At 60.8% G+C, this 25,548-nt stretch carries 27 protein-coding genes; 13 read left to right on the top strand and 14 right to left on the bottom strand.

The features are described from left to right. Positions 1–183: 183 nt before the first annotated feature. On the top strand, positions 184–888 hold the full coding sequence (locus tag ESZ00_RS03330; RefSeq protein ID WP_129206763.1) for a hypothetical protein: 705 nt from the start codon (positions 184–186) through the stop codon (positions 886–888). Here the strand turns inward: ESZ00_RS03330 and ESZ00_RS03325 are convergent. Both ESZ00_RS03325 and ESZ00_RS03320 read right to left on the bottom strand, forming a co-directional pair. After that, positions 875–1,558 carry a pyridoxamine 5'-phosphate oxidase family protein gene (locus tag ESZ00_RS03325; protein ID WP_129206762.1) on the bottom strand — a complete coding sequence of 228 codons (684 nt, stop codon included), beginning with the start codon at positions 1,556–1,558 and terminating at the stop codon, positions 875–877. The genes ESZ00_RS03330 and ESZ00_RS03325 overlap by 14 nt on opposite strands. A 187-nt stretch (positions 1,559–1,745) precedes the next feature. Then, the gene (locus ESZ00_RS03320; RefSeq protein WP_129206761.1) at positions 1,746–2,006 is read right to left on the bottom strand and encodes a 4Fe-4S dicluster domain-containing protein; all 261 of its coding nucleotides are present in this window, start codon (positions 2,004–2,006) and stop codon (positions 1,746–1,748) included. 289 nt (positions 2,007–2,295) lie between these two features. Between ESZ00_RS03320 and ESZ00_RS03315 the strand changes: the two genes are divergently transcribed. From ESZ00_RS03315 to ESZ00_RS03295, 6 genes are all read left to right on the top strand, one after another. Then, positions 2,296–4,167 carry an alpha-L-arabinofuranosidase C-terminal domain-containing protein gene (locus ESZ00_RS03315; protein WP_229740925.1) on the top strand — a complete coding sequence of 624 codons (1,872 nt, stop codon included), beginning with the start codon at positions 2,296–2,298 and terminating at the stop codon, positions 4,165–4,167. A gap of 54 nt (positions 4,168–4,221) precedes the next feature. Further along, positions 4,222–4,368, top strand: a complete 147-nt coding sequence (locus ESZ00_RS19995) for a hypothetical protein (protein WP_164981328.1) — start codon at positions 4,222–4,224, stop codon at positions 4,366–4,368. A 2-nt stretch (positions 4,369–4,370) separates the two neighbouring features. Continuing rightward, positions 4,371–4,583 (top strand): hypothetical protein, encoded by a 213-nt coding sequence (locus ESZ00_RS03310; protein ID WP_129206759.1) that lies wholly within the window; start codon positions 4,371–4,373, stop codon positions 4,581–4,583. Between the two features lie 10 nt (positions 4,584–4,593). Then, a complete protein-coding gene (locus tag ESZ00_RS03305) occupies positions 4,594–5,640 on the top strand; it encodes a glycosyl hydrolase family 18 protein (RefSeq protein WP_129206758.1) in 1,047 nt (348 codons plus the stop codon). 110 nt (positions 5,641–5,750) lie between these two features. Then, complete coding sequence (locus tag ESZ00_RS03300; RefSeq protein ID WP_129206757.1) at positions 5,751–6,797, top strand: aminopeptidase; 1,047 nt, start codon at positions 5,751–5,753, stop codon at positions 6,795–6,797. A 164-nt stretch (positions 6,798–6,961) separates the two neighbouring features. Beyond that, positions 6,962–7,954, top strand: coding sequence for an aldo/keto reductase (locus ESZ00_RS03295; protein ID WP_129206756.1), 993 nt, complete (start codon positions 6,962–6,964; stop codon positions 7,952–7,954). Positions 7,955–8,071: 117 nt separating this feature from the next. Here the strand turns inward: ESZ00_RS03295 and ESZ00_RS03290 are convergent, their stop codons facing one another. From ESZ00_RS03290 to ESZ00_RS03240, 11 genes are all read right to left on the bottom strand, one after another. Further along, a complete protein-coding gene (locus ESZ00_RS03290) occupies positions 8,072–8,596 on the bottom strand; it encodes a hypothetical protein (protein WP_129206755.1) in 525 nt (174 codons plus the stop codon). A gap of 3 nt (positions 8,597–8,599) precedes the next feature. Beyond that, positions 8,600–9,382 (bottom strand): hypothetical protein, encoded by a 783-nt coding sequence (locus tag ESZ00_RS03285; RefSeq protein WP_129206754.1) that lies wholly within the window; start codon positions 9,380–9,382, stop codon positions 8,600–8,602. 97 nt (positions 9,383–9,479) lie between these two features. After that, positions 9,480–9,890 carry a hypothetical protein gene (locus ESZ00_RS03280; RefSeq protein WP_129206753.1) on the bottom strand — a complete coding sequence of 137 codons (411 nt, stop codon included), beginning with the start codon at positions 9,888–9,890 and terminating at the stop codon, positions 9,480–9,482. 507 nt (positions 9,891–10,397) lie between these two features. Further along, positions 10,398–11,720, bottom strand: a complete 1,323-nt coding sequence (locus tag ESZ00_RS03275; protein ID WP_129206752.1) for an isoaspartyl peptidase/L-asparaginase — start codon at positions 11,718–11,720, stop codon at positions 10,398–10,400. 39 nt (positions 11,721–11,759) lie between these two features. Continuing rightward, positions 11,760–12,635 carry a M28 family peptidase gene (locus ESZ00_RS03270; RefSeq protein ID WP_129206751.1) on the bottom strand — a complete coding sequence of 292 codons (876 nt, stop codon included), beginning with the start codon at positions 12,633–12,635 and terminating at the stop codon, positions 11,760–11,762. 200 nt (positions 12,636–12,835) lie between these two features. Further along, positions 12,836–13,603 carry an enoyl-ACP reductase FabI gene (locus ESZ00_RS03265; protein ID WP_129206750.1) on the bottom strand — a complete coding sequence of 256 codons (768 nt, stop codon included), beginning with the start codon at positions 13,601–13,603 and terminating at the stop codon, positions 12,836–12,838. A gap of 549 nt (positions 13,604–14,152) precedes the next feature. After that, positions 14,153–14,701 (bottom strand): DUF1572 domain-containing protein, encoded by a 549-nt coding sequence (locus tag ESZ00_RS03260; protein ID WP_129206749.1) that lies wholly within the window; start codon positions 14,699–14,701, stop codon positions 14,153–14,155. A gap of 49 nt (positions 14,702–14,750) precedes the next feature. Then, on the bottom strand, positions 14,751–15,554 hold the full coding sequence (murI, locus tag ESZ00_RS03255) for a glutamate racemase (protein ID WP_129206748.1): 804 nt from the start codon (positions 15,552–15,554) through the stop codon (positions 14,751–14,753). After that, on the bottom strand, positions 15,551–16,252 hold the full coding sequence (locus tag ESZ00_RS03250; RefSeq protein WP_129206747.1) for a GerMN domain-containing protein: 702 nt from the start codon (positions 16,250–16,252) through the stop codon (positions 15,551–15,553). Before ESZ00_RS03250 ends, murI begins: the two co-directional genes overlap by 4 nt. Next, entirely contained in the window at positions 16,249–16,998 is a 750-nt protein-coding gene (locus tag ESZ00_RS03245; RefSeq protein ID WP_164981327.1) for an N-acetylmuramoyl-L-alanine amidase family protein, read from the bottom strand. Before ESZ00_RS03245 ends, ESZ00_RS03250 begins: the two co-directional genes overlap by 4 nt. 40 nt (positions 16,999–17,038) lie before the next feature. Continuing rightward, a complete protein-coding gene (locus ESZ00_RS03240; protein ID WP_129206745.1) occupies positions 17,039–18,397 on the bottom strand; it encodes a DUF1015 domain-containing protein in 1,359 nt (452 codons plus the stop codon). Between the two features lie 390 nt (positions 18,398–18,787). Here ESZ00_RS03240 and ESZ00_RS03235 point away from each other — a divergent pair, with 390 nt between their 5' ends. The 5 genes from ESZ00_RS03235 to ESZ00_RS03215 all read left to right on the top strand — a co-directional run bounded on the left by ESZ00_RS03235 (position 18,788) and on the right by ESZ00_RS03215 (position 22,468). Continuing rightward, on the top strand, positions 18,788–19,774 hold the full coding sequence (locus ESZ00_RS03235; protein ID WP_129206744.1) for a VWA domain-containing protein: 987 nt from the start codon (positions 18,788–18,790) through the stop codon (positions 19,772–19,774). Then, a complete protein-coding gene (locus ESZ00_RS03230) occupies positions 19,758–20,927 on the top strand; it encodes a VWA domain-containing protein (protein ID WP_129206743.1) in 1,170 nt (389 codons plus the stop codon). Before ESZ00_RS03235 ends, ESZ00_RS03230 begins: the two co-directional genes overlap by 17 nt. Before the next feature lie 424 nt (positions 20,928–21,351). Further along, a complete protein-coding gene (locus ESZ00_RS03225; protein WP_129206742.1) occupies positions 21,352–21,678 on the top strand; it encodes an ArsR/SmtB family transcription factor in 327 nt (108 codons plus the stop codon). Beyond that, positions 21,675–22,103, top strand: a complete 429-nt coding sequence (locus ESZ00_RS03220) for an SRPBCC family protein (RefSeq protein WP_129206741.1) — start codon at positions 21,675–21,677, stop codon at positions 22,101–22,103. The genes ESZ00_RS03225 and ESZ00_RS03220 overlap by 4 nt, the downstream gene beginning before the upstream one ends. Beyond that, entirely contained in the window at positions 22,103–22,468 is a 366-nt protein-coding gene (locus ESZ00_RS03215) for a DoxX family protein (RefSeq protein ID WP_229740924.1), read from the top strand. The genes ESZ00_RS03220 and ESZ00_RS03215 overlap by 1 nt, the downstream gene beginning before the upstream one ends. Positions 22,469–22,528: 60 nt before the next feature. On the opposite strand, the gene ESZ00_RS03210 is transcribed toward ESZ00_RS03215, so the two are convergent. Then, the gene (locus ESZ00_RS03210) at positions 22,529–24,217 is read right to left on the bottom strand and encodes a diguanylate cyclase (RefSeq protein ID WP_129206739.1); all 1,689 of its coding nucleotides are present in this window, start codon (positions 24,215–24,217) and stop codon (positions 22,529–22,531) included. A 353-nt stretch (positions 24,218–24,570) separates the two neighbouring features. On the opposite strand from ESZ00_RS03210, the gene cysK reads away from it, so the two are divergent. Next, entirely contained in the window at positions 24,571–25,512 is a 942-nt protein-coding gene (gene cysK, locus ESZ00_RS03205) for a cysteine synthase A (RefSeq protein ID WP_129206738.1), read from the top strand. The last annotated feature ends 36 nt before the right edge of the window (positions 25,513–25,548 follow it).

The raw sequence follows: 25,548 nt of genomic DNA, 5'->3' as shown, positions 1-25,548 counted from the left end.
GATCGCGGCTGGATCGGAACAAAGAAAGCCCCGGCTCAGGCCGGGGCTTTCCGTTTGCAGATTTCGGGTGGTCCATTCAAGCCCGGTGTTGGCTTGAGTGGAGCGGCGCCAGCCCGGGTGCCCCATGTCTCGATTCTGAGACGTGGGAAAGCACGAATCTACCTTCCCGGATATTTTAAGAAGATGCTCAAGAGCGTTAACTCCCGCTTCACTGTATACGTCCGCCTTTTGAATGAAGGAACGCCGTGCTCGCGTCCGACCTCAGCCGTACACCTAAAGAATGGCGCATACAGCCTGCTGCCAACAGCTGACTACGACTCCAACGATGAGGAGTGGGAGTTCGTTCCCGGCTCGATTGTTTTTTGCGAGGAGGCGCGTGATGGCGGAAGTGCTTTCCTGCGGGCGGAGAAACTACACCCCGTTCAGCTAAGCGCCTTAGTTGGCTTGCCGCTCATCGGAGCAAACCGTGCGGGAGAGCTGGCGACATTCTCTTTCGGGGCGCTCCGTGAGGTCCAGACATCGCGAGGGGTGCGACAAAAGCCAGACCTTGCTCTGCATCTTCAATGTGCATGGAGATTGGTTGGCGGCGATTCTGTACTGCTAGGAAGCTCAGACCTTTACTATCCGGCAGACGGGCGCGAGGACCGTTCTGACTTCAATTGGGATATCCCTGGCGCGAGCCGTCGCGACGCGCTCATGGAAGAGCTTATGCGAGGCGATGAGCGTCTGACAGTAGTGAACGCGGAACTAGGAATAGCCGGGGCACTAAAAATTCAGTTCAACCAGAACTATTGCTTCGAGATCATGCCGAACAACTCAATAGATGATGAATACTGGCGTCTGTTTAAGCCGGGAACTGATGACGAACATCTAGTCATCGAGGGCTGACCCAGAGCTTCCGCCCCAGCACCCGCACTACCGACCCCGGAAGATCCTCAATCTCCGCTTTCAACTCAGGATCGGGCACAGGCGTCTCGACCACGGTCCTGAATGGCAGCACGCCCGCCCAGACACCGAGCGCGTAGTCTTCCTCGTCATCATGCGGAGGGCCGGTGCGGATCTTCGCCGAGGCCTCGTCGATGGGGAACGACAGTACGGTCGTGGCCTTCAGTTCCTGCGAGGTAGGAAGACGCACCTCGTCCCAGCGGCCTTTCAGTATCTGGTCGGAGATGATGCGCAGCGCGTGGTTCTTCGCGTCCTCGCCTTCGATCAGCGTCGCGGTGCCCAGCATGACGACAGAGCGGTAGTTCATCGAGTGATTGAAGGCTGAGCGGGCGAGCACCAGGCCGTCGAGCAGCGTGACCGTGATGCAGGCTTCCACTCCTTTATCCAGGTTACGCAGCATGCGGCTGGCGGCTGAGCCGTGGATGTAGAGGGTGTCACCCTCGCGGCCGTAGCCGGTGGGGATCACATAAGGCTGGCTGTCCACGACGAAGCCGACATGGCACAGAAATGCCTCGTCGAGAATGGCATGGATGGTGGCTTTGTCATAGTCGCCGCGCTTGGGCAGACGGGCAACGCGGGTGCGGGGACTGGGCGGTGGCGTGGGCTCGGGCATGGGCGAACTCTGTATCGTGGTGGATTCAGGATGGACAACGGCTGAAAGCGAATTGCCGGAAAATGCGAAGACCGGCCGCATTGGCCGGTCTTGCTTGCATCGTGGTTAAGCCACAGAAGTCTTCCCAGGCTGCGCATGCTCCGTTGGCTTAGCCTTGCGCCAGGAAAGCCGACAGCCTTACAGCGATCTAGCGGCCGTAGTGGGTCGCGTTCTTCTGCGCGTAGCTGGCCCAGTTCTCCGGCAGGTCGTCGGAGGCGTAGATGGCCGAGACGGGGCAGACCGGGACGCAGGCGCCGCAATCGATGCACTCGACCGGATCGATGAAGAGCTGGTCGACGTCGCCGTGACCGGATTCATCCTTCTTGGGGTGGATACAATCCACCGGACAGGCATCGACACAAGCCGTGTCCTTCGTGCCGACGCAGGGTTCCGCGATTACATAAGCCATGGAGAAGTCCTCTTCTTCTGGTGTGTGTGGTTAGACAAGGTCATTGTAACCGAGGCTGGGGATTCGGCTGGAGAGGAATTGCAGAAGACGCGGGAAGAGCGGAGCAAAAAACGGGAATTGCCAGCGATAAAAAGCAGGCCTTAGAATCTTTCGCGGTTTGGGTTGACGATATTTCCAGCATGGAGATAACGTTTACCTAACCTGTGAATGCCTGCAGTAAACCCACTCGTTCGACTGGAGCGTTATGCGATCTGTGCCGGCTCGGTTTGCCTGTTCTCTTCCCCTAGTATTGAGCGCTTTTCTTACCACGGCCGTGGCTCAGACTGCGCCCCCGGTAACCGTAGAAGCACACTTCGACCAGCCGACGGCCAAAGCCAGCCCGATGCTGCACGGCCTGATGACCGAGGAGATCAATTACTCCTATGACGGCGGCCTGTATGGCGAGCTGGTGCGCAATCGCACCTTCTTTACCGACTGGGAAGGCGCTCCCTATTGGCGGATGGTGCCGAAGGGGCAGGCCAAGGCTACGCTGACCATCGACAAGACGACCGGGCCGAGCGCGGCGCTGCCGCATAGCGCGAAGCTGACGCTCGAGAGCGTGGGCACTGGTGGCTCGGCTGAGCTGGAGAACCAGGGCTACTGGGGGATTCCCGTCCGTCCGCACGCGACCTACAAGGGATCGTTCTACGCGAAGGCCGATGGCTCGGTGGGGTCGGTGCATGTAGCCGTAGTGGGCGATGAGACGGGCGTGGAGCTGGCTTCGGCCGATGTGACCCTCGACGGAAGCGGCTGGAAGCAGTACAGTTACGAGCTGGTTTCCCATGCGGAGACCGCCAGCAGCACGAATCACCTGGTGCTGTCGATTGCGAAGCCGGGCTCGATCTGGTTCACCCTGGTGAGTCTCTTCCCGCCGACCTATCACGACCGCGAGAACGGCTTCCGGCCGGACCTGATGGAGCTGATGGCGGCGATGAAGCCGACCTTCCTGCGCATGCCGGGCGGGAACTACCTCGAGGGCGACCACATCAAGGAGCGTTTCGACTGGAAGAAGACGATCGGTCCGATGGTGGACCGGCCGACGCATCGCGGTCCCTGGGGCTATCAGTCCTCAGACGGCATGGGGCTGCTCGAGTTCCTGGAGTGGACGGAAGACCTGAAGATTCAGCCGGTGCTGGCCGTGTACGCGGGCTACTCGCTGCAGCAGGAGCACGTGAATCCGGGCAAGGATCTTGAGCCTTACGTGCAGGATGCGCTCGATGAGATCGAGTACGTGACCGGCGATACCTCGACGAAGTGGGGTGCCGAGCGCGCCAAGGACGGCCATCCCGCGCCCTTCAAGCTGCACTACATCGAGATCGGCAACGAGGATTGGTTCGACAAGTCGGGTTCGTACGATGAGCGCTATGCGCAGTTCTACAAGGCCATCAAGGCGAAGTATCCGCAGTATGAGCTGATTGCCACGACGCCGGTGAAGACGGTCAAGCCGGATGTGGTCGACGACCATTACTACAAGTCGGCCGAGGAGTTCTTCGCCGACGTCCACCACTACGACAAGACAGACCGCAACGGGCCGAAGGTCTTCGTGGGCGAGTGGGCGACGCGCGAAGGCTCGCCGACGCCGAACTTCGGCGCGGCGCTGGGCGATGCGGCGTGGATGACGGGCATGGAGCGGAACAGCGACATCATCGTGATGGCCAGCTATGCGCCGCTCTTCGTGAACGTGAACCCCGGCGGCATGCAGTGGGAGAGCGATCTGATTGGCTACGACGCGCTGCACAGCTACGGCTCGCCGAGCTACTACGCGCAGGTGATGTTCGGCAGCTACCATGGCGACGAGATCCCGAAGACCGAGACAACGGGCGACGAGTTGCGTTTCTTCTCCTCGATCACGCGTAAGAGCGAGAACGGCGAGATCTTCGTGAAGCTGGTCAATGCGACCTCCGAGCCCAAGCCGGTCACGGTGAAGCTGGATGGCGTGTCCAGCGTCGAGAAGATCGCCGACGTGACGACACTCAAGGCGCGCACGCTTTCGGCGACTAACTCGCTCACCGACCCGAAGAACATCGTGCCGGTGGAGTCGCGTTTTGAGCGGGCCGGAAAAACCTTCGACTACGAGATGGCTCCGTACTCGATCGCGGTCATCCGTCTGAAGGCCAAGTAATCTAAACTCAATACAGAAGGCGAACGGCGCTCCCTTCAGGAGCGCCGTTTTTCTTTGCTCAAGCAGACAGATATTGAGTTCTTCCGGACAGCGGGAAAGCTGTTGATGATCATGTCGGTGCTGGTCGCGGAGATGGCCGTGGTGCTCGGCATCCTGATCGCCGCTCTGGCATTCGCGTGGGAACATGCGAAGCACATCTAACTGTGGCAGTGCGGACTAACGAAGACGGGCACAAGGTCTATGAGCTCAAAGGCTCGGTCTTCTTTGCTTCGGCCGCAAAGTTCCGCACGCTGTTTTCTCCCGCCACTGATCCGGATGACGTGGTGATCGAGTTCCGCCATGCGCGGGTTGGAGAGCTGCATGATCTCGAGAAGGAGGAGCTGATGGCGGTGGTATCGTCGAAGCATCCTCTTTGAGCGGTGTTTCATGAAGAAGCTGTTCTGTCTTGCTGCCTTCCTGCTTGTGTTCGGCGGCCTCGCGCAGGCTGAGAATCCCAAGGCGTTGTTCTATCTCACGCGTGATCCGAAATCCGTGCGCTCTTTCATGGAGCACGCCAGCCAGATCGATATTCTCGTGCCTGCCTGGTATTCGGTCGATGCGGATGGTCTGGTCTCCGGCGGCCCCAATCCTGCTGTCATTGAGAAGGCCAAAGCCGCTCATACCCCGGTGATGCCGATCGTCGCGAATGACGCCTCTTCGCAGGAGCCGTTTCACAAGCTCCTGGGCGATATCCACGCGCAGTCTCAGATGGTCGACCAGCTGATCGAGATCGCCAAGCAGAATGGCTATACCGGCTGGCAGTTCGACTTTGAGAATGTGAACTGGACCGACCGCGATGCTCTCTCCCGGATCGTCGAACTGACTGCCGACCGTCTGCACAAGGCAGGCCTGCAGCTCACCATCGCCACCGTGCCCAATGCGCCCGGTCTTGCCGGAGAGACGGGCTATGCGAAGTGGATGTTTGCCAATTGGCGCGGCGCCTACGATCTCGCTGCCCTGGCCAGGTACGTCGATCTCATCTGCCTGATGACCTACGACCAGCACACCCGCTACACCCCGCCGGGACCGGTCGGCGGCTGGGGCTGGACCAATGAAAACCTCGACTACGCTCTCAAGGTCGTTCCTCCGCAGAAGCTGTCGCTGGGTATTGCCATCTACGGCTATCACTGGTTCTCGGGCACGCCGCAGAAGCCCGAAGAGAAGCCCAATCCTACCGCCGAATACATCAGCGGTTCCGACGCCCTCGACCTGGCGAAAGCATATGGGGGAGCAGTCCAGTGGGATCCGGTCGATAAGTCTGCGTGGCTTTATTTCTATCGCGACGATGAACGGGAATGGATTTTCTTCACCGACAAGCGCACCTTCGAGGCCCGCTATGACCTGGCGAAGCAGAAGGGCCTCCAGGGCTTCTGCTCCTGGGACCTGGGCGACGAGGATCCGGATATCTGGTCGGCTCTGCCCAGCCACAAATAGGCTCGGGCGGAAGGAACCTCGGCGGACCTGCGGGTCCGCCGATTTTTTGGCTGCGCCGCAAGCCCGTTTCCGCTACCCTGAAAAGAGCGGTTTTCCCGCCGACCCCGCACATGCAGACACAACTTTCATCGCAGGCCCAGGCCCTGCTGACCACGCCTTTCTCTCCCGAGTTCCTTCCCGGAGCGCATTCGGCTGTTTCTACCTGTCTGCGTATCGAGCCCTCCGAGAAGGTCACCCTCATCACCGACCGCGCCACGGCGCCTATCGCGGCTTCGCTGGCGCAGGAGCTGGCGGCCAACGGCTGCCGTTGGAACGTCTTCGTCCTCGAAGACCTGGCCCCCCGTCCGCTCGTCGACATGCCTTCGGCCGTTCTCGCCGATATGGAGACCTCTGACGTCAGCATCTTTGCCGTCGGCGTCCAGCGCAATGAGCTGCGCTCCCGCATGCAGATGACCGAGGTCGTCAACCGCCGCCGCATGCGCCACGCGCACATGGTCAACATCACCCCGCAGATCATGTGCGAGGGTATGCGCGCCGACTTCCATCGTGTCGACCAGCTTTCCCAGAAGGTCATCGAGAAGGTCCGCAAGGCCGGCTATGTCCGCGCCACCACTCCGGCGGGCACCGACATCCGCGCCGACCTGAATCCTGGCTACAACTGGCTCAAGACCTCTGGCATCATCTCCCGCGATAAGTGGGGCAATCTTCCCGGCGGCGAAATCTTCACTACTCCCGGCGAGGTCAACGGCACCTTTGTTGTCGACGGCGTTGTCGGCGACTACCTCTGTGCCCGCTATGGCCTGCTCGAAGCCAACCCGCTCACCATCGAGATCAAGAGCAACCGCATTGTCAGCTGCGAGAGCGAGAACCGCGAACTGCGCGACGACTTTTGGGCTTACACGCACACAGACGAGAACTCCGATCGTGTCGGTGAGTTTGCTATCGGAACCAATCTCGGCGTCGATCACGTGATCGGCAATATCCTGCAGGACGAGAAGTTCCCCGGCATTCATATCGCCTTCGGTAACCCCTATGGCGAGCACACCGGCGCGCCCTGGACCTCGACCACGCACATCGATGTCGTTGGCCTCCGCTTCAGCATCTGGGTCGACGACGAGCAGATCATGCAGGATGGCAGGTTTCTCATCGAAGCGTAGGGCTTGCCGGCAAAGTTCGTGCCTTGGTGTTTCTCCGGCCCCGGTACGCTCCGGTCGGAATGACGATCTTGTTTAAGAAGAGGGCTATACTTCCAGATCGCGACCAGCGGGAGCGCCACGCGAAGCGAAAAGCCTGGACGGCCAGTCCCGGCATCCAATCGGATATGGCTACACCACAGCTTTCTCAAGAGAAGACATTCGGGCTGCGCCGCCTCGGCAACTCGGATATGGATCTGACCCCGATCGGTTACGGGGCCTGGGCGATCGGCGGCGGCAACTGGGAGTTCGCCTGGGGGGCCCAGGATGACGACGAGTCGGTCCGCACCATCGAGCGCGCTCTCGATCTTGGCCTGAACTGGATCGACACTGCGGCTATCTACGGCCTCGGCCACTCGGAAGAGGTGGTTGCCAAGGCCCTGAGACAGAACCCGCACAAGCCTTTTGTTTTCACCAAGTGCTCCATGCGCTGGCATGAAGACCGCTCCATCTACCGCAGCCTCAAGGCGAAGTCGCTCGAGGAGGAGATCGAAAACTCGCTCCGCCGCCTCGGTGTCGACACCATCGACCTCTACCAGATTCACTGGCCTAATCCGGATGAGGAGATTGAAGAAGGCTGGGAGACGCTTGCCCGCTTCCAGCAGCAGGGCAAGGTCCGTTATCTCGGCGTCTCCAATTTTTCCGTCGCGCAGATGAAGCGCGCCCAGAAGATCGCCCCGATTACCTCGCTCCAGCCGCCTTACTCCCTGCTGCGCCGTGACATCGAGGCCGAAATTCTGCCCTTCTGCCGGGAGAACAATATCGGCGTCATCAACTACTCGCCCATGGTTTCAGGTCTGCTCACCGGCAAGATGACCGCCGAGCGTATTGCCCAGATGCCGGCCGATGACTGGCGCAGGAAGAGCCCGAACTTCAACGAACCCAAGCTTTCACGCAATCTGAAGCTTGTGGAAATCCTGCGGGAAATAGGTAAAACGCATGGTGTTGAGGCGGGCGTGGTCGCCATCGCCTGGACGCTTCGCAATCCGGCGATTACCGCAGCCATAGTCGGCGCCCGCCGGCCTGACCAGGTGGATGGCGTGCTGCCTGCGGCGACCTTCCGCCTCAGCGAGGAAGAGGCATCCCGCCTGGAACGTTTTCTCGCTGAAAACCCCGCGTAAGGCATTCATTCCAAAAAGAGCAAAGCCCACGCTTGGTGCGTGGGCTTTTATTCCGGGGAGGGGCAAAGCGGCCTTGCGTTTTGACTGAGGCTCTTGATCGATGTTTTACATCGAGCTTTACATCGATTCCAGGAAGCGCGGGAAGAACAGGGTAGAGTGCTCCTGGAAGAGCATCGTCATATGAGCCAGCATGGCGCTGTATGCGCTGGCCGCACGGTGCGCATGCACCGAGGCGGCAACGCCCGAGCGGGAGAAACCATACTTGACGAGAGAAATCAGTACCGCGACACGGAGCTGGAGGGCGTCGCTCCGCAGCTCTTCGATCAGCTGCTCCGGGACGTTTTCACCATGTTCGCTGGCGTAATCGGCGAGTTCGAGCAGGACTCCGGCATTGGTAAACATTGCCCAGAGGCCGTTCGCGCCGTCAATGCGGCGCCAGATGTCGGCGGGGGTGGCGTTGATCTGGTCGCTGTAGAGGTAGCGTTCGGTGACTTCGGCGAAGCCGAACTCACTGTTGGAGCGGAGCCGTGCGACGATCGAATCCCAATCCTTAGCCCGGCGACGGGACTGGCTGCGACGCCAGTAGACCGCATAGCCGAAGAGCAGGAGCACGACGGAGGCTGTGAGAATAGGCAGAACCATACGTTACCTGTGTTTCCTAGCAACGATTGACTGCTGCTGCTTTGGGAATGCTGATATTGATATCAAAAATTCCGACATTTTGGAATTAAATTCCTTCCTTGGGGCTTCTTTTCTCAGGAAGGCATAAGACCAGTAGTACAGGGCACAGATGTAGCTGGCTCCCACGACCTGTTGGAGGGCATGGTATTGGGTGTAATAGCTCGGGCCGCCATGCATCCGGTTCTGGAGCAATGTGGCGACCAGCGAGACGGCGGCATAGAAGGCAAGTCCGGAAGCAAGCCGCAGGACATGATTCTTCCAGCCCAGTCCCAGGACCTGCGCAAATCCTGCGATAACCAGGAACGTGATGAGCCGAAGAATCGCAATCGTATTGTTGGCTACGAAGATTGTGCGGGGATGTGCCAAACTCGAAGCATTGGCGTGCATTGCGTAGGTGAAACCGCCCAAGCCAAATAGTCCTATAAGAATAAACAGGATAGAGAATAGCTTCCCGAGCAGGGATCGTTTGGCAGGTGCCAGGACATTGGCTGCAATTTCAATCAGAACGCCCAGCTCAACAGCTGAAAGAATCAACGACTGGATAAAGTCGGACTTTAAATAAACGTTATAGCTGGCGTGACGGAGAAAAAAGTAATAGTAGCCTTCCGATGCCAAATAGAGGGAGATCAGTAGGGTAAAAACGGGAAAGCTGCGAAAGGCCCTACGGAAGAGCAGAATGCAGAGGAGTGCGCATTCGCCAAGAAATGCGATTCCCCAGAGAGCATTGTCAAGATACGTCGTCTGCATTCCTGCCTCTTAGCTAAGGCAAAGGATACAGCATAGAAGAAAAGGCCTGAACTGCACGATAGATGCAATTCAGGCCTTGCACATTTGTGTTAGGACGTTAAACCAGAGCAGGCGGCGGAACCGGGTGCGGGCTGGCAGGGCTCATCGCCAGAGCAGGCGGCGGAACCGGATGCGGGCTGGCAGGGCTCATCGCCAAAGCAGGCGGCGGAACCGGATGCGGGCTGGCAGGGCTCATCGCCAGAGCAGGCGGCGGAACCGGATGCGGGCTGGCAGGGCTCATCGCCAGAGCAGGCGGCGGAACCGGATGTGGGCTGGCAGGGCTCATCGCCAGAGCAGGCGGCGGAACCGGATGCGGGCTGGCAGGGCTCATCGCCAGAGCAGGCGGCGGAACCGGATGCGGGCTGCTGGGGCTCATCGCCAGGTTAGAGGTGGAAACACTCATGGCCAAGGCGGAAGTAAGAGGAAGAGCAAATGTGGCGAGTACGAAAGCTGGAATCAGTTTGGTCATGAGAGGTTTCTCCTAAGAGCCCGGGGGACGCCGGAGCTAGATGTCTTGTGTCGAGATTACCCTCGTAAGTTGTAGGCATGTACAACTTTTGTGGAACTATTTTCTAGATTTGGGGAAGTTTGCACTTCTGTACACGCCAAGTTCTAACCTGTCAGTTACTAGCTGCGGCGGAAGTAATAGGAAGGGAAAAAGTCGCAGAAAGTAGCAGGCCAGAATGGAAGCGTCAACGCGTAGATAGGCTGGCGGTGTCAATAAATTGTTGACTCGATGGCGCTATCTCCATCGCCTATCTTCCAGGAGCACATCTTTGACTCGTGTACTCCTGCTGCATAGAAAAGTGCTGTCCAGGCTATCTGTCCGTCGATTCCGGTTAGAAGGGAGATAGGGAAAGATAATTCATTTACTAATAACTGATCTTTATTGGAAAGAAAGAAAACGCTGCAAATCAAAAGTAAAAAGGCATAGCCGAAGCTATGCCTTTTCCCAAAATGGAATTTCTTGGAAGAACTAGAAGGGTGGCCAGATCGTCATCGTGCCTTCCAATAGATAAGCGCAGGGCTCGACCCGGAACGTGCCATCGTGGACTACAAACTCGCGCGGCCGTCCTGTTGCCCCTGTGCTCCAGAGTGAGACACCGGCGTAAGCACCGTCCTTGCGGACAATATAGAACTCCATATCCAGATAGCGGATCTTCCGCATGTCCCCGTTATAGTTACGCACGATCCTGCGCAATGCCTCGAGACCGGCCTCCTTCGGGCTGTAGCCGTGGCGCATCAGCTCGACGATGGTGTGTGCGCCGACGATCTTGATGTTTTCCTCGCCGGTACCGGTGGCACCGGCCGAGCCTACGTCCTGATCGGTCCATGAGCCGGCTCCGAGGATGGGTGAGTCGCCGATACGGCCGGGCAGCTTCCATGCCAGGCCGGAGGTGGTTGTCGCGCCGGACATCTCGCCCTTTGTATTGATCGCCGAGACGTGGATGGTGCCGGTCGTCGGCCAGAGGATCTGTTGTGCGGCGAACAGGCGTTTTTCCGGCGTGATGCCGAGATCGGCAGCCATGGCCATCAATTTCCGGGTGCGGTCAGCGATCACCGGCTGCCATTCCGCAGTAGGCTGGCGGGGAACTTTGCCGCCCGGGACAGGCAGCGGTTCGAGCTCTGAAGTCTTCTTCTGGTCTTCCGACATGCCATGCAGGTCCATCGTCGGTTTCGGGGCTGGACGGCCGGCATACGGGTCTTTCCAGTCCGGATCGGGCAGGCCGGGGCCCCACCAGTCCATCTGCGAGTTGCTTTCCTTCCAGAGCATCCAGATGCGGCGGGCATCTTCGGTGAGCAGGTCTTCGCGCTTGAAGCCGAGGTCTACGCCGAAATCCTCCGCGCCCTTGGCGGCCATCATCACGTGGGCCGAGTGCTCGTAGACCTTGCGGGCCAGCAGGCAGACGTTGCGGATATTCTGCACGCCGGCCACTGAGCCGGCCCGCCGCGTGGGGCCATGCATACAACAGGAGTCCAGTTCGACGACGCCCTGCTCGTTGGGCAGGCCGCCGTAGCCGACGCTGTGATCGTTGGGGTCGTTTTCGCGTCCCAGGCAGACATGGTGCGCGGCGTCGAGGGTGTCCTGGCCGTCGAGCAGCATCTGATAGGCTTCCTGGACGGTCTGATCGCCGGTCACACGGGTAATGATGACCGGCTTGGACGGCGGCTTGAGCGCGCGAACCTCGTCCGCGGTAAGTGAAGGGCGAATTTCGTCGGCAAAAGAGGCTTGTGTGCCGAGGCCGAGGCCGGCGGCGGTGAGAGCGCCAAGGGAAAGAAAGTTACGTCTTGTCGTCATGCGTACTCCAGTTGGGGGATAACTCTCCGGCATCGCAGCTCACCACATGTGGAATCGCTGCGGGCTGGAGGAAAAACTGTCTGTGTCGGATACCTGGTCCAGCTCTGCGATGAAGGTGCACAGCAGGTGGTAGGTGTCGTAATAAAGGTCATCCTGGATGGCGGCAGCGGTGTCCAGATCGCCGCCAGGCAGCGTGCCGTGGTCGGCTCCTTCGGAATAGATCACGATGGAGGGGATATTCCGATACCGGAACTGCTTCGTGTCATCGATGCGGAACCATCGATGCGGGGTGAGTGGCTGCGGTATCGGAAGGCCGGATTCGCGCGCCGACAATTCCAGCGTGTCGACTAGAGTGGTCTCCGTTGCTGTGAAGTGCATGTCGAGCGGGTGGAGATAAAAGCTCACAGGGCTGAGGCCGAGAGCGTCCAGGGCAATCATGTACTGAATATGCTTGCGCTGATCGGAAGTGAGGCTGCGCATCCAGTCCCTGGCCCCGTCTTCACCGGCAAAGGCGGCAAAGAGATAGGTGTGGCGGCGGGGTTGCGCTGTGAGCGCATGGTAAAGAAAGGGCAGCATGGTGCTGCCTGACCAGTCGCCGACTGCGCTTTCTCCATTGCCGATGTGCTGATAGTGAGCAGCGACAACGATCATGCCGGGAGTTTCGCCGGGGAGCTGGCAGAGCAGATTAACGCCCTGGGACGAGTGCTGCTCCTGGATGTCAGGCGAGAGACAGTGCAGGTCGTGGAAGGTCTGGCGGAGCTGGGCGAGGCGGATGGCATCGTTCTGGGGGACGTGATGGACGAGGGAGATCACATCCTGCTGGCGCATGTTCCAGTAGAAGACCGCGCGGTGCTTCTTCTCGGCCGGGGCCGAGAGCACAACGAGCGGAAGAAGGGCCAGAGCCGGAATGCGCATGGATTGCTGTTGTGGGCAGCATAGCAGACGCGCAAGGGCGTAAAACGGCCTCGCGGCGCTGGAAGCGCAGCCGCGAGGCCGGTGAGGTTCCAGCGGAATCCGGGTAGATATATCCGGAGGCGCTATCTCTCCGTGTCCTTTTCCTCAAGAAAAGGACACATGTACCCATATGGGGAGGGTACGGTTACCCAGATTCCGCTCTAGAACCCCATGATGCTGTAGCCGGAGTCGACGTAGATGACTTCTCCGGTGATGCCGCTGGCCAGGTCCGAGGCCAGGAAGGCAGCGGTACCCCCGACTTCGAGCTGGTCGGTGTTGCGGTGCAGCGGAGCGCGGTCGGCGTGCGCCTTGAGCATGTCGCTCAGGCCGCCGATGCCACGTGCTGCCAGCGTCTTGATGGGGCCGGCGGAGATGGCGTTGACGCGGATCTGCTTCCTGCCGAGATCGGCAGCCAGGTAGCGGACGCTGGCCTCGAGCGCGGCCTTGGCTACGCCCATCACGTTGTAGTTGGGCACGACCTTCTCCGCACCATAATAGGTGAGCGTCAGGATGCTGCCGCCTTCGGGCATCAGCGGGGCCGCGGCGCGGCTGAGCGCGATCAGCGAGTAGGCGCTGACCTCGAGCGCGGTGCGGAAGCCTTCACGGCTGGTGAGCGAGAAGTCGTTCTTGAGATCGTCGGCCATGGCGTAGGCGACGGAATGGACCAGGATATCGACCTTCCCGTACTTTTCCTTGAGCAGCGCGAAGGTCTGCTCGATCTCCGCGTCGTTGACGACATCGCACTGGAAGGCATCGGAGCCGGGCAGCTCGGTGATGAGCTGATGGGCCTCGGCTTTGAGGCGCTCATTCTGGTAACCGATGGCGAGCGTGGCACCGGCCTCGTGCAGCTTCTGGGCGATGCCCCAGGCGATGGAGCGCTTATTGGCGAGGCCGAAGATGACCGCGACTTTTCCTTGCAGGTTCAACATAGGTGGGGTGTTTCCTCCAGACCCAATCAGGATATCAAGTGCTCGCCGGGACTGGCCGTCCCGGCTGCTGCGCGCAGGCCGGATCGCCTTCGGGGACTGCCGTCCCGGCCTTACGCCTTCGGCCTCCGCTTCCGTTGGTCGCGGCACTGACCGTGCGGGCCTTTTGCCTTCGGCCGCCGCTCCCGTTGGTCGCGAGCTGAGATTTACGGTGGTCCATGCAAGCCTGATTTTGGCTTGCGTGGGGAAGCACAAAGGCGATTCACCACAGAGGACACAGAGAGCACAGAGGGAGTCGTGCATCTGCGCGCATCCCTTTCGCGCCAGGACGCCAAGAACGCCAAGTTCCGCAAAGACTTTTAAGAAGAACGACCCGGGTGCCCCATGTCTCGCTTCTGAGACATGGGTTCGCAGCAGAAAGGCGTCACGAAGGTTCGTACCGTCCCACCCAAGCGGAGCTTGGATGGGGCACCCCTTTCCGATCCACCCCACAGACCCCAAATCGCGACCAAAGGGAGCGCCACGCGAAGCGGATCGCCGGACGCGGAGCAGCTAGCGCTGGCTGGCTTTTCCGGAGGCTACCTGGCGGTTGAATTCCTGTGAGCGGTTGCGAGGCACGCTGAGGGAGCGCCAATTGCCTCCGGCCATGTGGCGGGCGAGCAGTACGATCTGGCCGACGTGATGCGGGTAGTGGGCGAGCTGGCGGTTGATGGCCTGCATCACGCTGTGCGCTTCGCCGCGGATGGTGATGGTGCGCGAGAGGTCGGCTTCGGTCAGTGGTTCTATCGCTGCAAAGAGCGTGGCCCATCCTGCTTCCCAGCAGGTGAGCAGTTCGGTCCGGGTGGATGGTGGATTTTCAAACTCGCCATCGCGATTCCGGCCTGGCTTCTCGCCGTCCGTGGTCAGGAAGTCCGTCCAGCGCGAGAGCATGTTGCCGGCCATGTGCTTGACGATGACGGCGATGGAGTTCGTCTCATCATCGAGCGCCAGGAAGAGCTGCTCGTCGGAGACCTGTTCCACCGCCTGATCGCCGAGTTTCTTGTAGTAGCGGAAGAGCGAGATCGAGTCGTCAAGATAGGAGGTAGTGAAGCGAAGAGCCATGCCGACAGTGTATGCCTGAGCGTCCGCTGTGCTTTCAGATGCAGAGAATTCAGCCGCCTAAGTCGATCAGCGTGACCTCATCCATCGGCTGTCCCAGGAAGGCCGCGCCGAGGCGGCGGAACTTCGCTACCGAATCCGTCGCATAGAAGAGGCGGATGCGATCACCTTTGGGACCGGCAAGGGCTTCGGCGGGGATGGCCGCGGCTACCTGCGCTGCGGTCACGTCAGCGGAATCAATGACGCGGATGGTTGCCGGTACGGCGCGCTCGATGTTGCGGCGCAGCAGCGGATAGTGCGTGCAGCCGAGTACCAGCGTGTCCGGTGTGAGCTGTTGCGCGGCAGATTCGGCGGCCAGCTCGTTGAGATAGATGCGCAACACCTCTTCGGTTACGGGGTGGTCAATCCATCCTTCTTCAACCAGCGGTACGAGGAGCGGGCAGGCTTTTTCCCATGCGCGCAGTCCGCGCTCATGGCAGGCATCGCGATAGGCATGGCTTTCGACGGTTGCCGCGGTGGCCATCACCAGCACGTCGGAGGTTTTCGAGCTGGCGAGAGCTGCATTCGCGCCGGTTTCGATCACTCCGAGCACGGGGACACGCACGGCATCGCGGATGGCGTCGAGCGCAAGCGCGCTGGCGGTGTTGCAGGCGATCACGAGATAGTCCGCGCCCTGCTCGACTAGAAATCTTGCGCTGGAGACGGCGTATCGCGCGACGGTCGCTTGCGACTTCGCACCGTAGGGCAGACGTGCCGTATCGCCGAGATACATGTAATCGGCCTGCGGAATTTGTTCGAGCAATGCGCGGAGGACAGTGAGACCACCGAAGCCGGAATCGAATACGCCGATGTTCATTGCGTGGTGGCTCCGGCTCCGTTCGTTACGTCGATGGCGGTATCTCCGGAAACACTGGTAGCCGTATCCGAGGCCACATAGGTGCGCGTGAGGTCGGCGTGGCCGGCCAGTGTGTCCTTGGTGCGGCCGTCGACCAGGAAGCGCACCTGCGTGATGTCCGGCAGGTTGTCGTGCAGCGTTCCGAGGACGGCAAGCAGGGTCAGAGTCTCCGGTTCGATGCCGGAGGGATGCGCGGCGGCGAAGGCCGAGCTGAAATCGATAACTGCCATCTGGCCTTTGACCGGCGTCGAGCCCTTGGCCTGAGGGATGGGCATGAGATAGATCTCGTCGAGATCCTGCGCGGCCAGCGCGTCTTCTGTGCCAGTCGATTGCGCGTTCAGCGGAGAGATCGGGTGCGTGGAATGCGGCTCGCGGAAGGCGTGCAGCAGCGTTTCGATGAGCACCTTGGCGCGTGCGCTCTCGTCCTGCGGCATCGGCATGCTGCGCCGCGTTTCGACGAGCGAGCCATCGGTGTCGTTCGGAATGAGCAGGGCGATGGACTCCGGTGCGTGGCTGACCGGTTCCACGGTGGGAACCTCTACCTGCAGCGAGCGGAAGCGGTCCTGCGCGCGCTCGCGCAGCCGGATAAGGATGGTTGCCATGATGACCACGGCGACCAGCATGGAAATAAAGAGAATGCGCTGCGCGCGGGAGATCACGGCTGCTGCCTCCAGTCGTTCTTCCACTGTTCAAGGGCGGCGGCCAGGGCATCGATGATCGATTTTTGATAGCTGATATCGGTGAGCGTTTTGTAGTGCGTGGTAGCACCTTCCTGCAGAGGCGCGATCTCAAGCGCAACCGTAGGGCAGGCGAAGCTGTCCATCGGCTCAAGCGAGGTGCGGCCGATCATCACCGGCACCTCGGCATGCGCCAGGGCCGAGTCGATCTCGGACGAGAGCTTCAGGCTCTGCGTCACATAGGAGGCCTGTGCTGTCTGCCAGGGGAGAAACTTTCCCGGCTGCGATGGTGCCGGGGCCAGCGATGAGGTGTAGAGATGTACTCCGCTCCCCGTTGGCGTGGCGTGGATGAGCAGGCATGCCGCTGCCTGCGTGCCGTTGGCGGTAGCAGCGCGGGCTAGGGCGGAAAGATCGCTGTCTGATTCGCGGGTGGTGATCACGCCGATTCCGCGCGCTGAAAGAGCCGAGCGCAGCCAGACGGAGAAGTTCAGCGTCACGCTCTTTTCCAGCAGCGTGTTGTTGATGCGCGCGCCGGTGTCGGAGCCTCCGTGTGCGGCATCGAGTACCACGACAAAGCGCGGACTGACGGGAGTGGGTGGCGGGGCCGAAGGCACGGCCGGTGCCGGAGATGCCGTCTGCACCGTGATCTGTTGTGGGGCCTGTTGCGGCTGCTGCGCCAGCGTCACGGTGGCGAGCGTGAGGGAAAGCGGCAGCGCCAGCCTACGCATCGGCTTCCCGCAGCTGCCGATCCGGCTCCTTACGCGGGCGTTAATCCAGCGCATAAATCGTAAGCCCGCTGAGAAGTTTGGGATAGAAATCGGTCGATTTCTGCGGCATGACCTCACCGGCGAAGGCGACTTCCCGCAGTTGTTCGAGCGTAATCGGGCGGACGAGAAATGCGATATCGGCCTGCCCCGTGCGGACCTGGGCCATGGCTTCGTCCGCATCGCGCAGATAGCGCAGATGCGTTTGCTGGCGGATATCTTCCGGCGTCAATCCGAGGAGCTCTTCCAGTACAAGCGTGTGCAGGCGGACGACATCGAGCTGCTGTTGCCGGGGCGAAAGCGCGGCCAGTGCGGCGGAGGAGATCTCCGGCTTGAGTGTAAGGAGCGTCGCTCCGCCGGTGGTGATGGCGAGGAACGAGGTCGTATCTGCCCGATCTGCGCCAAGCTGCGCAAGCAGGGCAGAAGTATCGTTCGTATCGAGCTGTTTGAGCTCGAAGGCGTGCTTTGCCTGGTCGAAAAAAACGGCGGCATCGAAGTGCGCAAGGCTGTGCACCACGCGATGCGTGGGCAGGATGACCAGCCCGTCGCTGTCCATGTTGACGAAGGTCATCATGGCAGCGGCTTCGGGCCAGGGCGGAGCCGGCAGCGCCGTGGGAGAGCTCTCATGCGGCGTCGCCATTGTTTCCGGTGCATGCTCGCGCGCATAGGCCAGCGCTGTCTCGTAGCGATGATGTCCGTCGGCGATGATGAGTTTCCGGTCGGCCATCTCCGCAGTCACCAGCCGGATAACTGCCGGATCGGAGATGCGCCACACCCGGTGCAGCACGCCGTAATCGTCGGTGACTTCCATTTCCGGCGCAGCGCCATCGGTGAAGATCAGGCTTTCGATCGTGTTGGCCGGATCGGAGTAGAGCATGAAGAGCTGGCCAAAGTGAGCGCGGGTCGTCCGCAACAAGTTGAGGCGATCGCTCTTGGGCTTGGCGAGGGTCTGCTCGTGGCGAAAAACGACGCCGTCGGCGTAGTCGTGGAGATGGCCGAGTGCGATCAGACCGCGGCGTTCGACCAGGGTCTCGGGTTCCCCATCTCCTGCCGTGCTGGGCACGGCGAAGCGCTGCGCATAGGCAAAGATGGAGGGCTCATTTTCCTGGGCCAGGATGCCATTCCTGCGCCAGGATGCGAAATCTCCGGCGGCGCGGGCATAAATGTCAGACGCGGCGTCGCCCGGCTGATCGAAGAGCTCCGGCAGGCCGAGGATGATGCGCACCAGGTTATAAGGGCTGCGCTGGTAATAGGCCTGCTGCAGTGCCGGGCTGATCTTGTCGTAGGGCTGGGTGACAACATCGGCAAGGCGGACCTGGGAGGAGTTGTAGCGAAGGGCTCGAAAGGGATAGATGCGGGCCATGCGGTAAGAGACGAGCTCCTGAAAGAGGCGGGAAGCCTGGCTGAAATCAACGGGCGGCAGGCAGACAACGACCGGCGCGGGAGCCCGGAGCATTCTGGTCGATTGTAAATCAGTGCCAAACCCGGTTCGGCTGTGGGAAGGTTCCTGGGAAGGGACAGCGGGGTTGGACGCGACGAAAGCGGCAGGCAGACGTGTTGCGCCGGCGTGCTAGGATGCTGCACAACCTTGTTTGAGCCCTGAGGATGGGAGGCAGTGGAAGCGGGTTCACGAGGTGCGGGCGGCTCTTTTATGGCGTGTATCCTGACTTCTGCATTTCTCCGTCTCAGGCCTCTTCTTTTTCGGCCGATTCCGACATCCCTGCTACGCGCGAGCAGGCTGCGTGGAGTGGGGATGGCGGGTCTGTTGTTCGCCGGCAGCATGTTCTCCTTTGCGCAGGAGAATCCCCTGGGCACTGTGCACGTTGAAGCGCCTCCGCCTGTGACTCAGCCTTCCAAGGAGCCGGCGCCGGTCGAGGGCAACGCCGCTCTGAAGGCCCGTTCCGGTGAGCGGATTCGCGTGGATGTGAACCTGGTGCTGGTGCCGCTCACGGTGACCGATCCCATGGATCGGCTGGTGACGGGGCTCGAGAAGGAGAACTTCTCCTTGTATGAGGACAATCACCCGGAGACGCTCAAAAGCTTTTCGTCGGACGATGTGCCGGTCTCGATCGGCGTCATCTTCGATCTGAGCGGGAGCATGGCAAACAAGGTTCTTCGCGCGCGGGACTCGATCTTGCAATTCATGAAGACATCGAACCCGCAGGATGAGTTTTTTGTCGTCGGATTCAATGACCGGCCGGAGCTGATCGAGGATTTTACGCAGTCGACCGATGAGATCGAGGCGCGGCTCAGCATGGTCAAGGCGGGTCATCGCACCGCCCTGCTCGATGCCATCTATTTCGGCATGGTCAAAATGAAGCAGGCGAAATACGAACGCAAGGCGCTGCTCGTAGTCTCCGACGGAGGCGATAACCGCAGCCGCTATACCGAAGGCGAAGTGCGCTCGGTGATTCGTGAGAGCGGCGTGCAGATCTACTCGATCGGCATCTTCGATCCCTATGCGTCTACCACCGAAGAGCGGCTCGGGCCGATGCTGCTGAACGACATCAGCAATGAGACGGGCGGGCGGTTGTTCCGTGTCGATGACATCTCCGAGATGGGAGATGTGGCGGAGAAGATCAGCTCCGAGCTGCGGCACGAGTATGTGCTGGGATACCGGCCGAGCAACGCAAAACGGGATGGCAAGTGGCGTAAAGTGAAGGTGAGGCTGGTGCCACCTTCAGGGCTGCCTCCACTCACGGTTCATGCCCGTAATGGATACTATGCGCCCTTGCAGTAATCGGATTGTTCCCACCCTGCTTCTTCTGCTTCTCCTCACTCCGCTTGCCGGTCATGCCCAGGCAGCAGCGCAAGGCCAGCAGACGGTCCCTGCATCCACTGCGCCTGCGCCATCCCGCCCCGTGCTGCGGCCGGAGTCTCAGCAGCCATTGAATGAAGACCGCGACCCGGTCACCTCTCCCGATGCCATGGACAATCTCGGCGTTAGTCCGGATCATCCTGGCGCGGCGCGACAGCAGCCACAGGATGTGGTGAAGGGCAACCACGGGTACACCCTGACCCGTACCGTGGACGAAGTGGTGCTCAACGCGACGGTGGTGGATGAGAACAAGCGTCTGGTTACGGATCTGAAGAAGGACGACTTCAAAATCTGGGAAGACAACGCGCCGCAGACCATCGCTTCGTTTCAGTATCAGGACATTCCGGTATCGATGGGCATCCTGGTCGATAACTCGGGGTCGATGCGCGACAAGCGTGCAGCGGTCAATGCGGCGGCCCTCGACCTGGTGAAGGCGTCGAATCCGGAAGACGAGGCCTTTGTCGTGAACTTCTCCGACGAGGCGTTTATCGACCAGGACTTCACCTCCGACCTGGGCAAGCTCCGCGAGGGGCTCTCACACATCGACTCCAAGGGTGGAACCGCGCTCTATGACGCGGTGGTAGCCTCTGCCGACCAGATGGCCAAAGCGGCGAAACGGCCGAAGCAGGTGCTGCTGGTCATCACCGACGGCGAGGACAACGCCTCGAGCCTGACCCTCGAGCAGACCATCCGCCGCGTGCAGCAGCTCCAGGGGCCAATCGTCTATTCGATCGGCCTGCTCTTTGGAGACGACAGCAGCGGACGGGAATCGAGGCGGGCCAAGCGCGCGCTCCAGCTGCTCTCCGACGATACCGGCGGTCTGGCTTTCTTTCCACATTCGCTGAGCGAGGTGGACTCAATCGCTGCCGAGGTGGCGCGGGATATCCGCAATCAATACACCATCGGCTATCACTCGACGCGGCCGCCGGATGAAGGCGGCGGAGCCTATCGCACGATCCGCGTGGACGCGCATGCACAGGGGCATGGCAGGCTGATTGTGCGCACCCGCAGTGGCTACTATCCCAAGGCCGGCCAGACGGCGGCGAAGCCTGCGGCTCCAGCGAATAACCACTGAAGCAGATTCGTTTGCCGGGGAGTATCCACCTATAGATCGCTCAAGCAGAGATCTGTCCTTTCGACCGGAGCAGGACAGTTTCATCGTCCTGCGGAGTGGAGAAACCTGCGGTTCTGCTGCGCGCAGGGCGGGACTGGCCGTCCAGGCCTTTTGCGCTTCGCGCCTCCGCTCCCGTTGGTCGCGAGCTGGGATGTTGCGGGGATAGATAAGACTGCAGGTTCCTCCACTTCGCTTCGCTCCGGTCGGAATGACAAAGTTAAGAACGAATGCTCCGGCCGGGAAGACAAGGCAGTGGTAAGTGTTTATTTCCAAGGCCACTCTCTGGAGATACACACTAGCGAGCTGCACTTCGCACTTTGCTGCCAGGAAAGTTTCGGCGCCAGTGCCCGTTGACAAACCATAACCATATGGTTATGGTTTGTCCGTGACGCAAGCTACTGCCAATCTGGTGTTCCGCGCACTCTCCGATCCCACCCGAAGAGCGATCTTCGAAGAGCTCACGCGGCAAGGAGGGCAATCGGTTCACGCGCTCACTCGTTTTGCGGGTGTCTCGCAGCCTGCTGTCTCCAAGCACCTGAATGTGCTCAAGCGGGCAAGGCTGGTAGGTCATCGTCGCGATGGCCGTGAGACGCATTATCGTGCACAGCCCGATGCGCTGGCACCTATGGCAGATTGGCTGCGCCTCTACAGCGCCTTCTGGCGCGAACGGTTCGACCGGCTTGAAGAAGTACTGGAAAGGATGGAACCATGAGCAATCCGATAGAAGCACCCCGTACCGTTTTTGTGGAACGAGTCTTCCCGCATCCGCCTGAAAAGCTGTGGCGCGCGCTCACCGACCCATCTTTGCTGGCACAGTGGCTCCTGAAGAATGATTTCAGCCCATCGGTCGGGCAGCTGTTTCAGTTCCGTGCCGAACCGGTTCAGAATTGGAATGGTGTCATCGATTGCGAGGTGCTGGCCATTGAGCCTCAGCATCGGCTCTCCTATACGTGGAACTCGATGGGGCTCCAGAGTGTGGTTCTCTTTACTCTGACCCCGGAAGAGGGTGGGACACGCCTGCGCATGGAACAGTCGGGCTTCCGACCGGATCAGGAAGCGGCCTTCCAGGGTGCGCAGTATGGATGGCAGAGGTTCCTGGGCCAGCTGGAGCAGGTGCTCGCCGGAGGTCTCCAGTAGTGTCGCCGAAGGGACGTGCCGTAGGCTTCTGGGTCGCCACGGCACTCTTCGCGTTGCACATGACCTTCACCGCCTATGCGCAGCTGAAGCTTCCCCAGGTCGCCGCGGCCTTCGCTCATCTTGGCTTTCCCAGCTATTTCCGTATCGAGTTGTCGTGGGCCAAACTTGTGGGCGTTCTTGCGCTTCTGATTCCTGCGGTGCCGGCGCGCATGAAGGAGTGGGCGTATGCCGGCTTCGCCATCACGCTTGTTTCCGCGATCATCGCTCACCTCGCGGTCGGGGACGGCCCGGAGGCCTGGGGTTGGGCGGTTGGCGCAGGGGTGCTGCTGGGAGTTTCCTATTTTTTCTGGTATCGCAAAGACTAGAAGAACGCAAGGATATGGCGGCCCGGCAGGCGCACCATTTCTGAATGTTGCTATGTTTGCTTACGAGAGCAGAAGGGCTTCGGCTGCGATCACCCGGTTGCGGCCCCGGTGCTTGGCTTCGTAGAGTGCGCGGTCGGCGGCGCGCATCACGTCTTCGGCCCGCTCTCCATGCTGGGGATAGATCGCCACGCCGACAGACATGCTGACATCGCGCAGAATCTCGCCGCGATTGCGGATGTGGATGTTGCTGACAACGTCGCGCAGAAACTCGGCGCGGTCCATCGCGGCTTCGAGGCTCAGCTCGGGCATGATGGCGACCAGCTCTTCCCCGCCATAGCGGCAGAGAATGTCTTCGCTGCGCACCGAATCGCGCAGGGCGGAGGCGATCTCCCTGAGCACGACGTCGCCCGCTTCGTGGCCGTAGGTGTCGTTGAATTGCTTGAAGTGGTCGAGATCCAGCATGAGGATGGCAACGGACTTCTGTTGCCGCAGGGCGCGGCCGATCTCGCGGTCGAGCGCGATCTCCATGAAGTGGCGGTTGAAGAGGCCGGTGAGGCTGTCGCGGATCGATTGGTGTTCGAGGCGGCTACGAAGATTCAGGCCGGCAATGGAGATGGAGGTCAGCTCGACCAGCTCCTGCAGGCGGCTCATCTTCGCATCGACCATGGCGGCGATGCCGGTGGAAGAGCACTCGATATAGAGGCTGCCGAGTGTGTCTCCATAGGCGGCGAGCGGCAGGCAGAGATAGCACTCGGGCGGCGTGCCGTTGAAATGGCTGCAGTGCACCTCGGAGCGGGCCGGCCGGCGCCAGCGCGGGCGGCCGGAGCGCAGGCCGCAGCAGGCATCGAGAGGAAAGCTCTCTAACGCGGCGGTAGAAGAGCCCCAGGAGGCCGTGGATTCGGCTACGTGGCGCGAGTTATTGATGATGTGAATGCTTCCCGAGGTGCCGGGCATCAGCTGCTCGAAGTATCGGGCCGCGCATTGCTGGGTCTGGAGCGGCTTGACGCAGAGCTGCAGCTCATCGCGGAAGCTGGTGACCAGCGACGATTCCCGCATCTGCCGCTCGAGAGCACGGATAGTGGAAGCCAGCTTTTCGTTGGCCTCGTAAAGCTGAAACTCATCGCGGCGGCGGCGAATGGTATCGCGGAGAAGAAAGCCGAAGAGGGTGAGAACGACGGCAATCGAGAGCGAGGTCACAACCACGCTGAGCTCAAGACTGTGGGCGGCGCCTCTGCGCGTGGTCTCGGTCCGGTTCTCGAGCATCTCGCGTTCTACTTCGACGAGCGTGGCCAGCACCTCACGGCACTGCTGGACGTCCGGGATGAGCAGGTGCATGTCCTGGTCGGCATTGCCGATCAGCTGGCCGAGCGAACTGGAGCAGGTGGAGAGTGAGGCCAGCTGTGCCGACTGCCGAGGGTTGTCCTGCACCAGGGAGCGCAGGTGCAGAACATCGGTGTTGAAGGAGACCTGGTTGGAGGAGGCGAGCCGGAGTTCCGCTGTCGAGGGATTGAGCCGGTAGATGCGCAGCGCCGCTTCGATGCGATCGACCCGTTGCCCGAGCGACTGCAGAGTGAAGAGTACGTTCTGCGAGTGCTCGACCCAGTCGCGGGACTGGTTGAGCCGGGCCGCGGCAGCATAGTGCAGCCAGCCGGCCGTGCCGATGCAGAAGCACGTTCCAAGAGCTGCAAGAAGCAGCAGCGGGATGGCACGGGTTTTCCCCGGTGACGGATTGGGTGGCGCTAGAGGCACAAATAGGTCTGGAACGGATGCTCGATAGAGACTGGAGTCTCCATCCTATCGCTCAGACAAGATGGAGCGGCTGCTCAATCCGAGCAGACCACAGGCCCGATCGAGTGACTAAAGTTTACCTTAGGAAGTTTCATGCCATAAAAGGAAAATGTAACGTCCAGGGGCAGGAACTCTTCCTATCTCTTATCTATAGATGGATGACGTTAGCGCTGAAGTTGCTTTTTCAGCCTGCCACTGTCCGGAAATAACACAGGGGCGACAGCGACAAACAGTGAGTCAGCGGCTAGACTATGTTGTTTTGGCTCTATGCATCTTGGTGACAGAGACAGGCGCCATGTTCGGGCCTCAGGAGGATGAGCGAATTGCAGATTGCGGAGAGCGTCTTGGATCTGGTTGGGCACACCCCGATGGTGAGGCTCGGCAGGTTGTGCCGTCCGGATTGGGCGGAGGTCTGCGTGAAGCTGGAGGTCTTCAATCCTGGTGGGAGCGTGAAGGATAGGGCCGCGCTGGGAATGATCCTCGCGGCAGAGCGGGATGGGCGGCTCAGCCCCGGCGCGACGATTGTGGAAGCGACGGCCGGGAATACCGGCGTGGGGCTGGCGCTGATCGGCGTGCAGCGCGGCTATCGCGTGGTGCTGTTTGTGCCCGAAGGCTTCGCCGAGGAGAAGTGCATCCTGATGCGCGGCTTCGGTGCGACCGTGGTGCGCACACCGGAGGCCGAGGGGATGGCCGGGGCAATCCGCCGCGCGCGGGAGTTGGCAGAGCGCGAGGGCGCGTTTCCGGCATTGCAGTTTGAGAACCGGGCGAACCCGCAGTATCACCACGACACGACGGCCATGGAACTGTGGAAGCAGATGGAAGGACGCATCGACGCCTGGATTGCGGGTGTCGGCACGGGAGGCACCTTCAGCGGCGTGGCGCGTTATCTGAAAGAGCAGAACCCGAAGATCCTGACCGTAGCTGTCGAGACGCAGGGCTCGGTGCTGGGCGGTGGTGAGCGCGGACCGCACAAGGTGGAAGGGATTGGCGCCTCGTTTATCCCCGAGACCTTCGATGCCGCGGTGACGGATGAGATCGTGATGGTGCATGATCCGGAGGCCTTCGGCATGGTGCGGCGAATGGCGGCCGAAGAGGGAATCCTCGGAGGATCGAGCTCCGGCGCGAATGTCTATGCGGCCTTGCAGATTGCCCAGCGGCTGGGAGCAGGGAAGCGCGTGGCGACGATCGTCCCGGATTCGGCCGAGCGCTATCTTTCAAAGAAGATTCTCGATGAGCACGCGCTGGATGAAGGCTGAAGACGACGGCTTATCCTGGCAAATGCAGAAGTATTT

Source organism: Silvibacterium dinghuense (assembly GCF_004123295.1).
GTDB lineage: Bacteria > Acidobacteriota > Terriglobia > Terriglobales > Acidobacteriaceae > Silvibacterium > Silvibacterium dinghuense.
This window is presented reverse-complemented; position numbering and strand designations above follow the sequence as displayed.

Coding starts and splice junctions, on each gene's coding strand:
- ESZ00_RS03285 (WP_129206754.1), bottom strand. CDS start 9,382: ATGCAGACGACGTATCTTGACAATGCTCTCTGGGGAATCGCATTTCTT.
- ESZ00_RS03275 (WP_129206752.1), bottom strand. CDS start 11,720: ATGACGACAAGACGTAACTTTCTTTCCCTTGGCGCTCTCACCGCCGCC.
- ESZ00_RS03270 (WP_129206751.1), bottom strand. CDS start 12,635: ATGCGCATTCCGGCTCTGGCCCTTCTTCCGCTCGTTGTGCTCTCGGCC.
- ESZ00_RS03240 (WP_129206745.1), bottom strand. CDS start 18,397: ATGGCCCGCATCTATCCCTTTCGAGCCCTTCGCTACAACTCCTCCCAG.
- murI (WP_129206748.1), bottom strand. CDS start 15,554: ATGAACATCGGCGTATTCGATTCCGGCTTCGGTGGTCTCACTGTCCTC.
- ESZ00_RS03220 (WP_129206741.1), top strand. CDS start 21,675: ATGAGCAATCCGATAGAAGCACCCCGTACCGTTTTTGTGGAACGAGTC.
- ESZ00_RS03260 (WP_129206749.1), bottom strand. CDS start 14,701: ATGGCTCTTCGCTTCACTACCTCCTATCTTGACGACTCGATCTCGCTC.
- ESZ00_RS03280 (WP_129206753.1), bottom strand. CDS start 9,890: ATGACCAAACTGATTCCAGCTTTCGTACTCGCCACATTTGCTCTTCCT.
- ESZ00_RS03300 (WP_129206757.1), top strand. CDS start 5,751: ATGCAGACACAACTTTCATCGCAGGCCCAGGCCCTGCTGACCACGCCT.
- ESZ00_RS03290 (WP_129206755.1), bottom strand. CDS start 8,596: ATGGTTCTGCCTATTCTCACAGCCTCCGTCGTGCTCCTGCTCTTCGGC.
- ESZ00_RS03295 (WP_129206756.1), top strand. CDS start 6,962: ATGGCTACACCACAGCTTTCTCAAGAGAAGACATTCGGGCTGCGCCGC.
- ESZ00_RS03230 (WP_129206743.1), top strand. CDS start 19,758: ATGCGCCCTTGCAGTAATCGGATTGTTCCCACCCTGCTTCTTCTGCTT.
- ESZ00_RS03320 (WP_129206761.1), bottom strand. CDS start 2,006: ATGGCTTATGTAATCGCGGAACCCTGCGTCGGCACGAAGGACACGGCT.
- ESZ00_RS03245 (WP_164981327.1), bottom strand. CDS start 16,998: ATGCGTAGGCTGGCGCTGCCGCTTTCCCTCACGCTCGCCACCGTGACG.
- ESZ00_RS03330 (WP_129206763.1), top strand. CDS start 184: ATGCTCAAGAGCGTTAACTCCCGCTTCACTGTATACGTCCGCCTTTTG.
- ESZ00_RS03265 (WP_129206750.1), bottom strand. CDS start 13,603: ATGTTGAACCTGCAAGGAAAAGTCGCGGTCATCTTCGGCCTCGCCAAT.
- ESZ00_RS03325 (WP_129206762.1), bottom strand. CDS start 1,558: ATGCCCGAGCCCACGCCACCGCCCAGTCCCCGCACCCGCGTTGCCCGT.
- ESZ00_RS03235 (WP_129206744.1), top strand. CDS start 18,788: ATGGCGGGTCTGTTGTTCGCCGGCAGCATGTTCTCCTTTGCGCAGGAG.
- ESZ00_RS03305 (WP_129206758.1), top strand. CDS start 4,594: ATGAAGAAGCTGTTCTGTCTTGCTGCCTTCCTGCTTGTGTTCGGCGGC.
- cysK (WP_129206738.1), top strand. CDS start 24,571: ATGAGCGAATTGCAGATTGCGGAGAGCGTCTTGGATCTGGTTGGGCAC.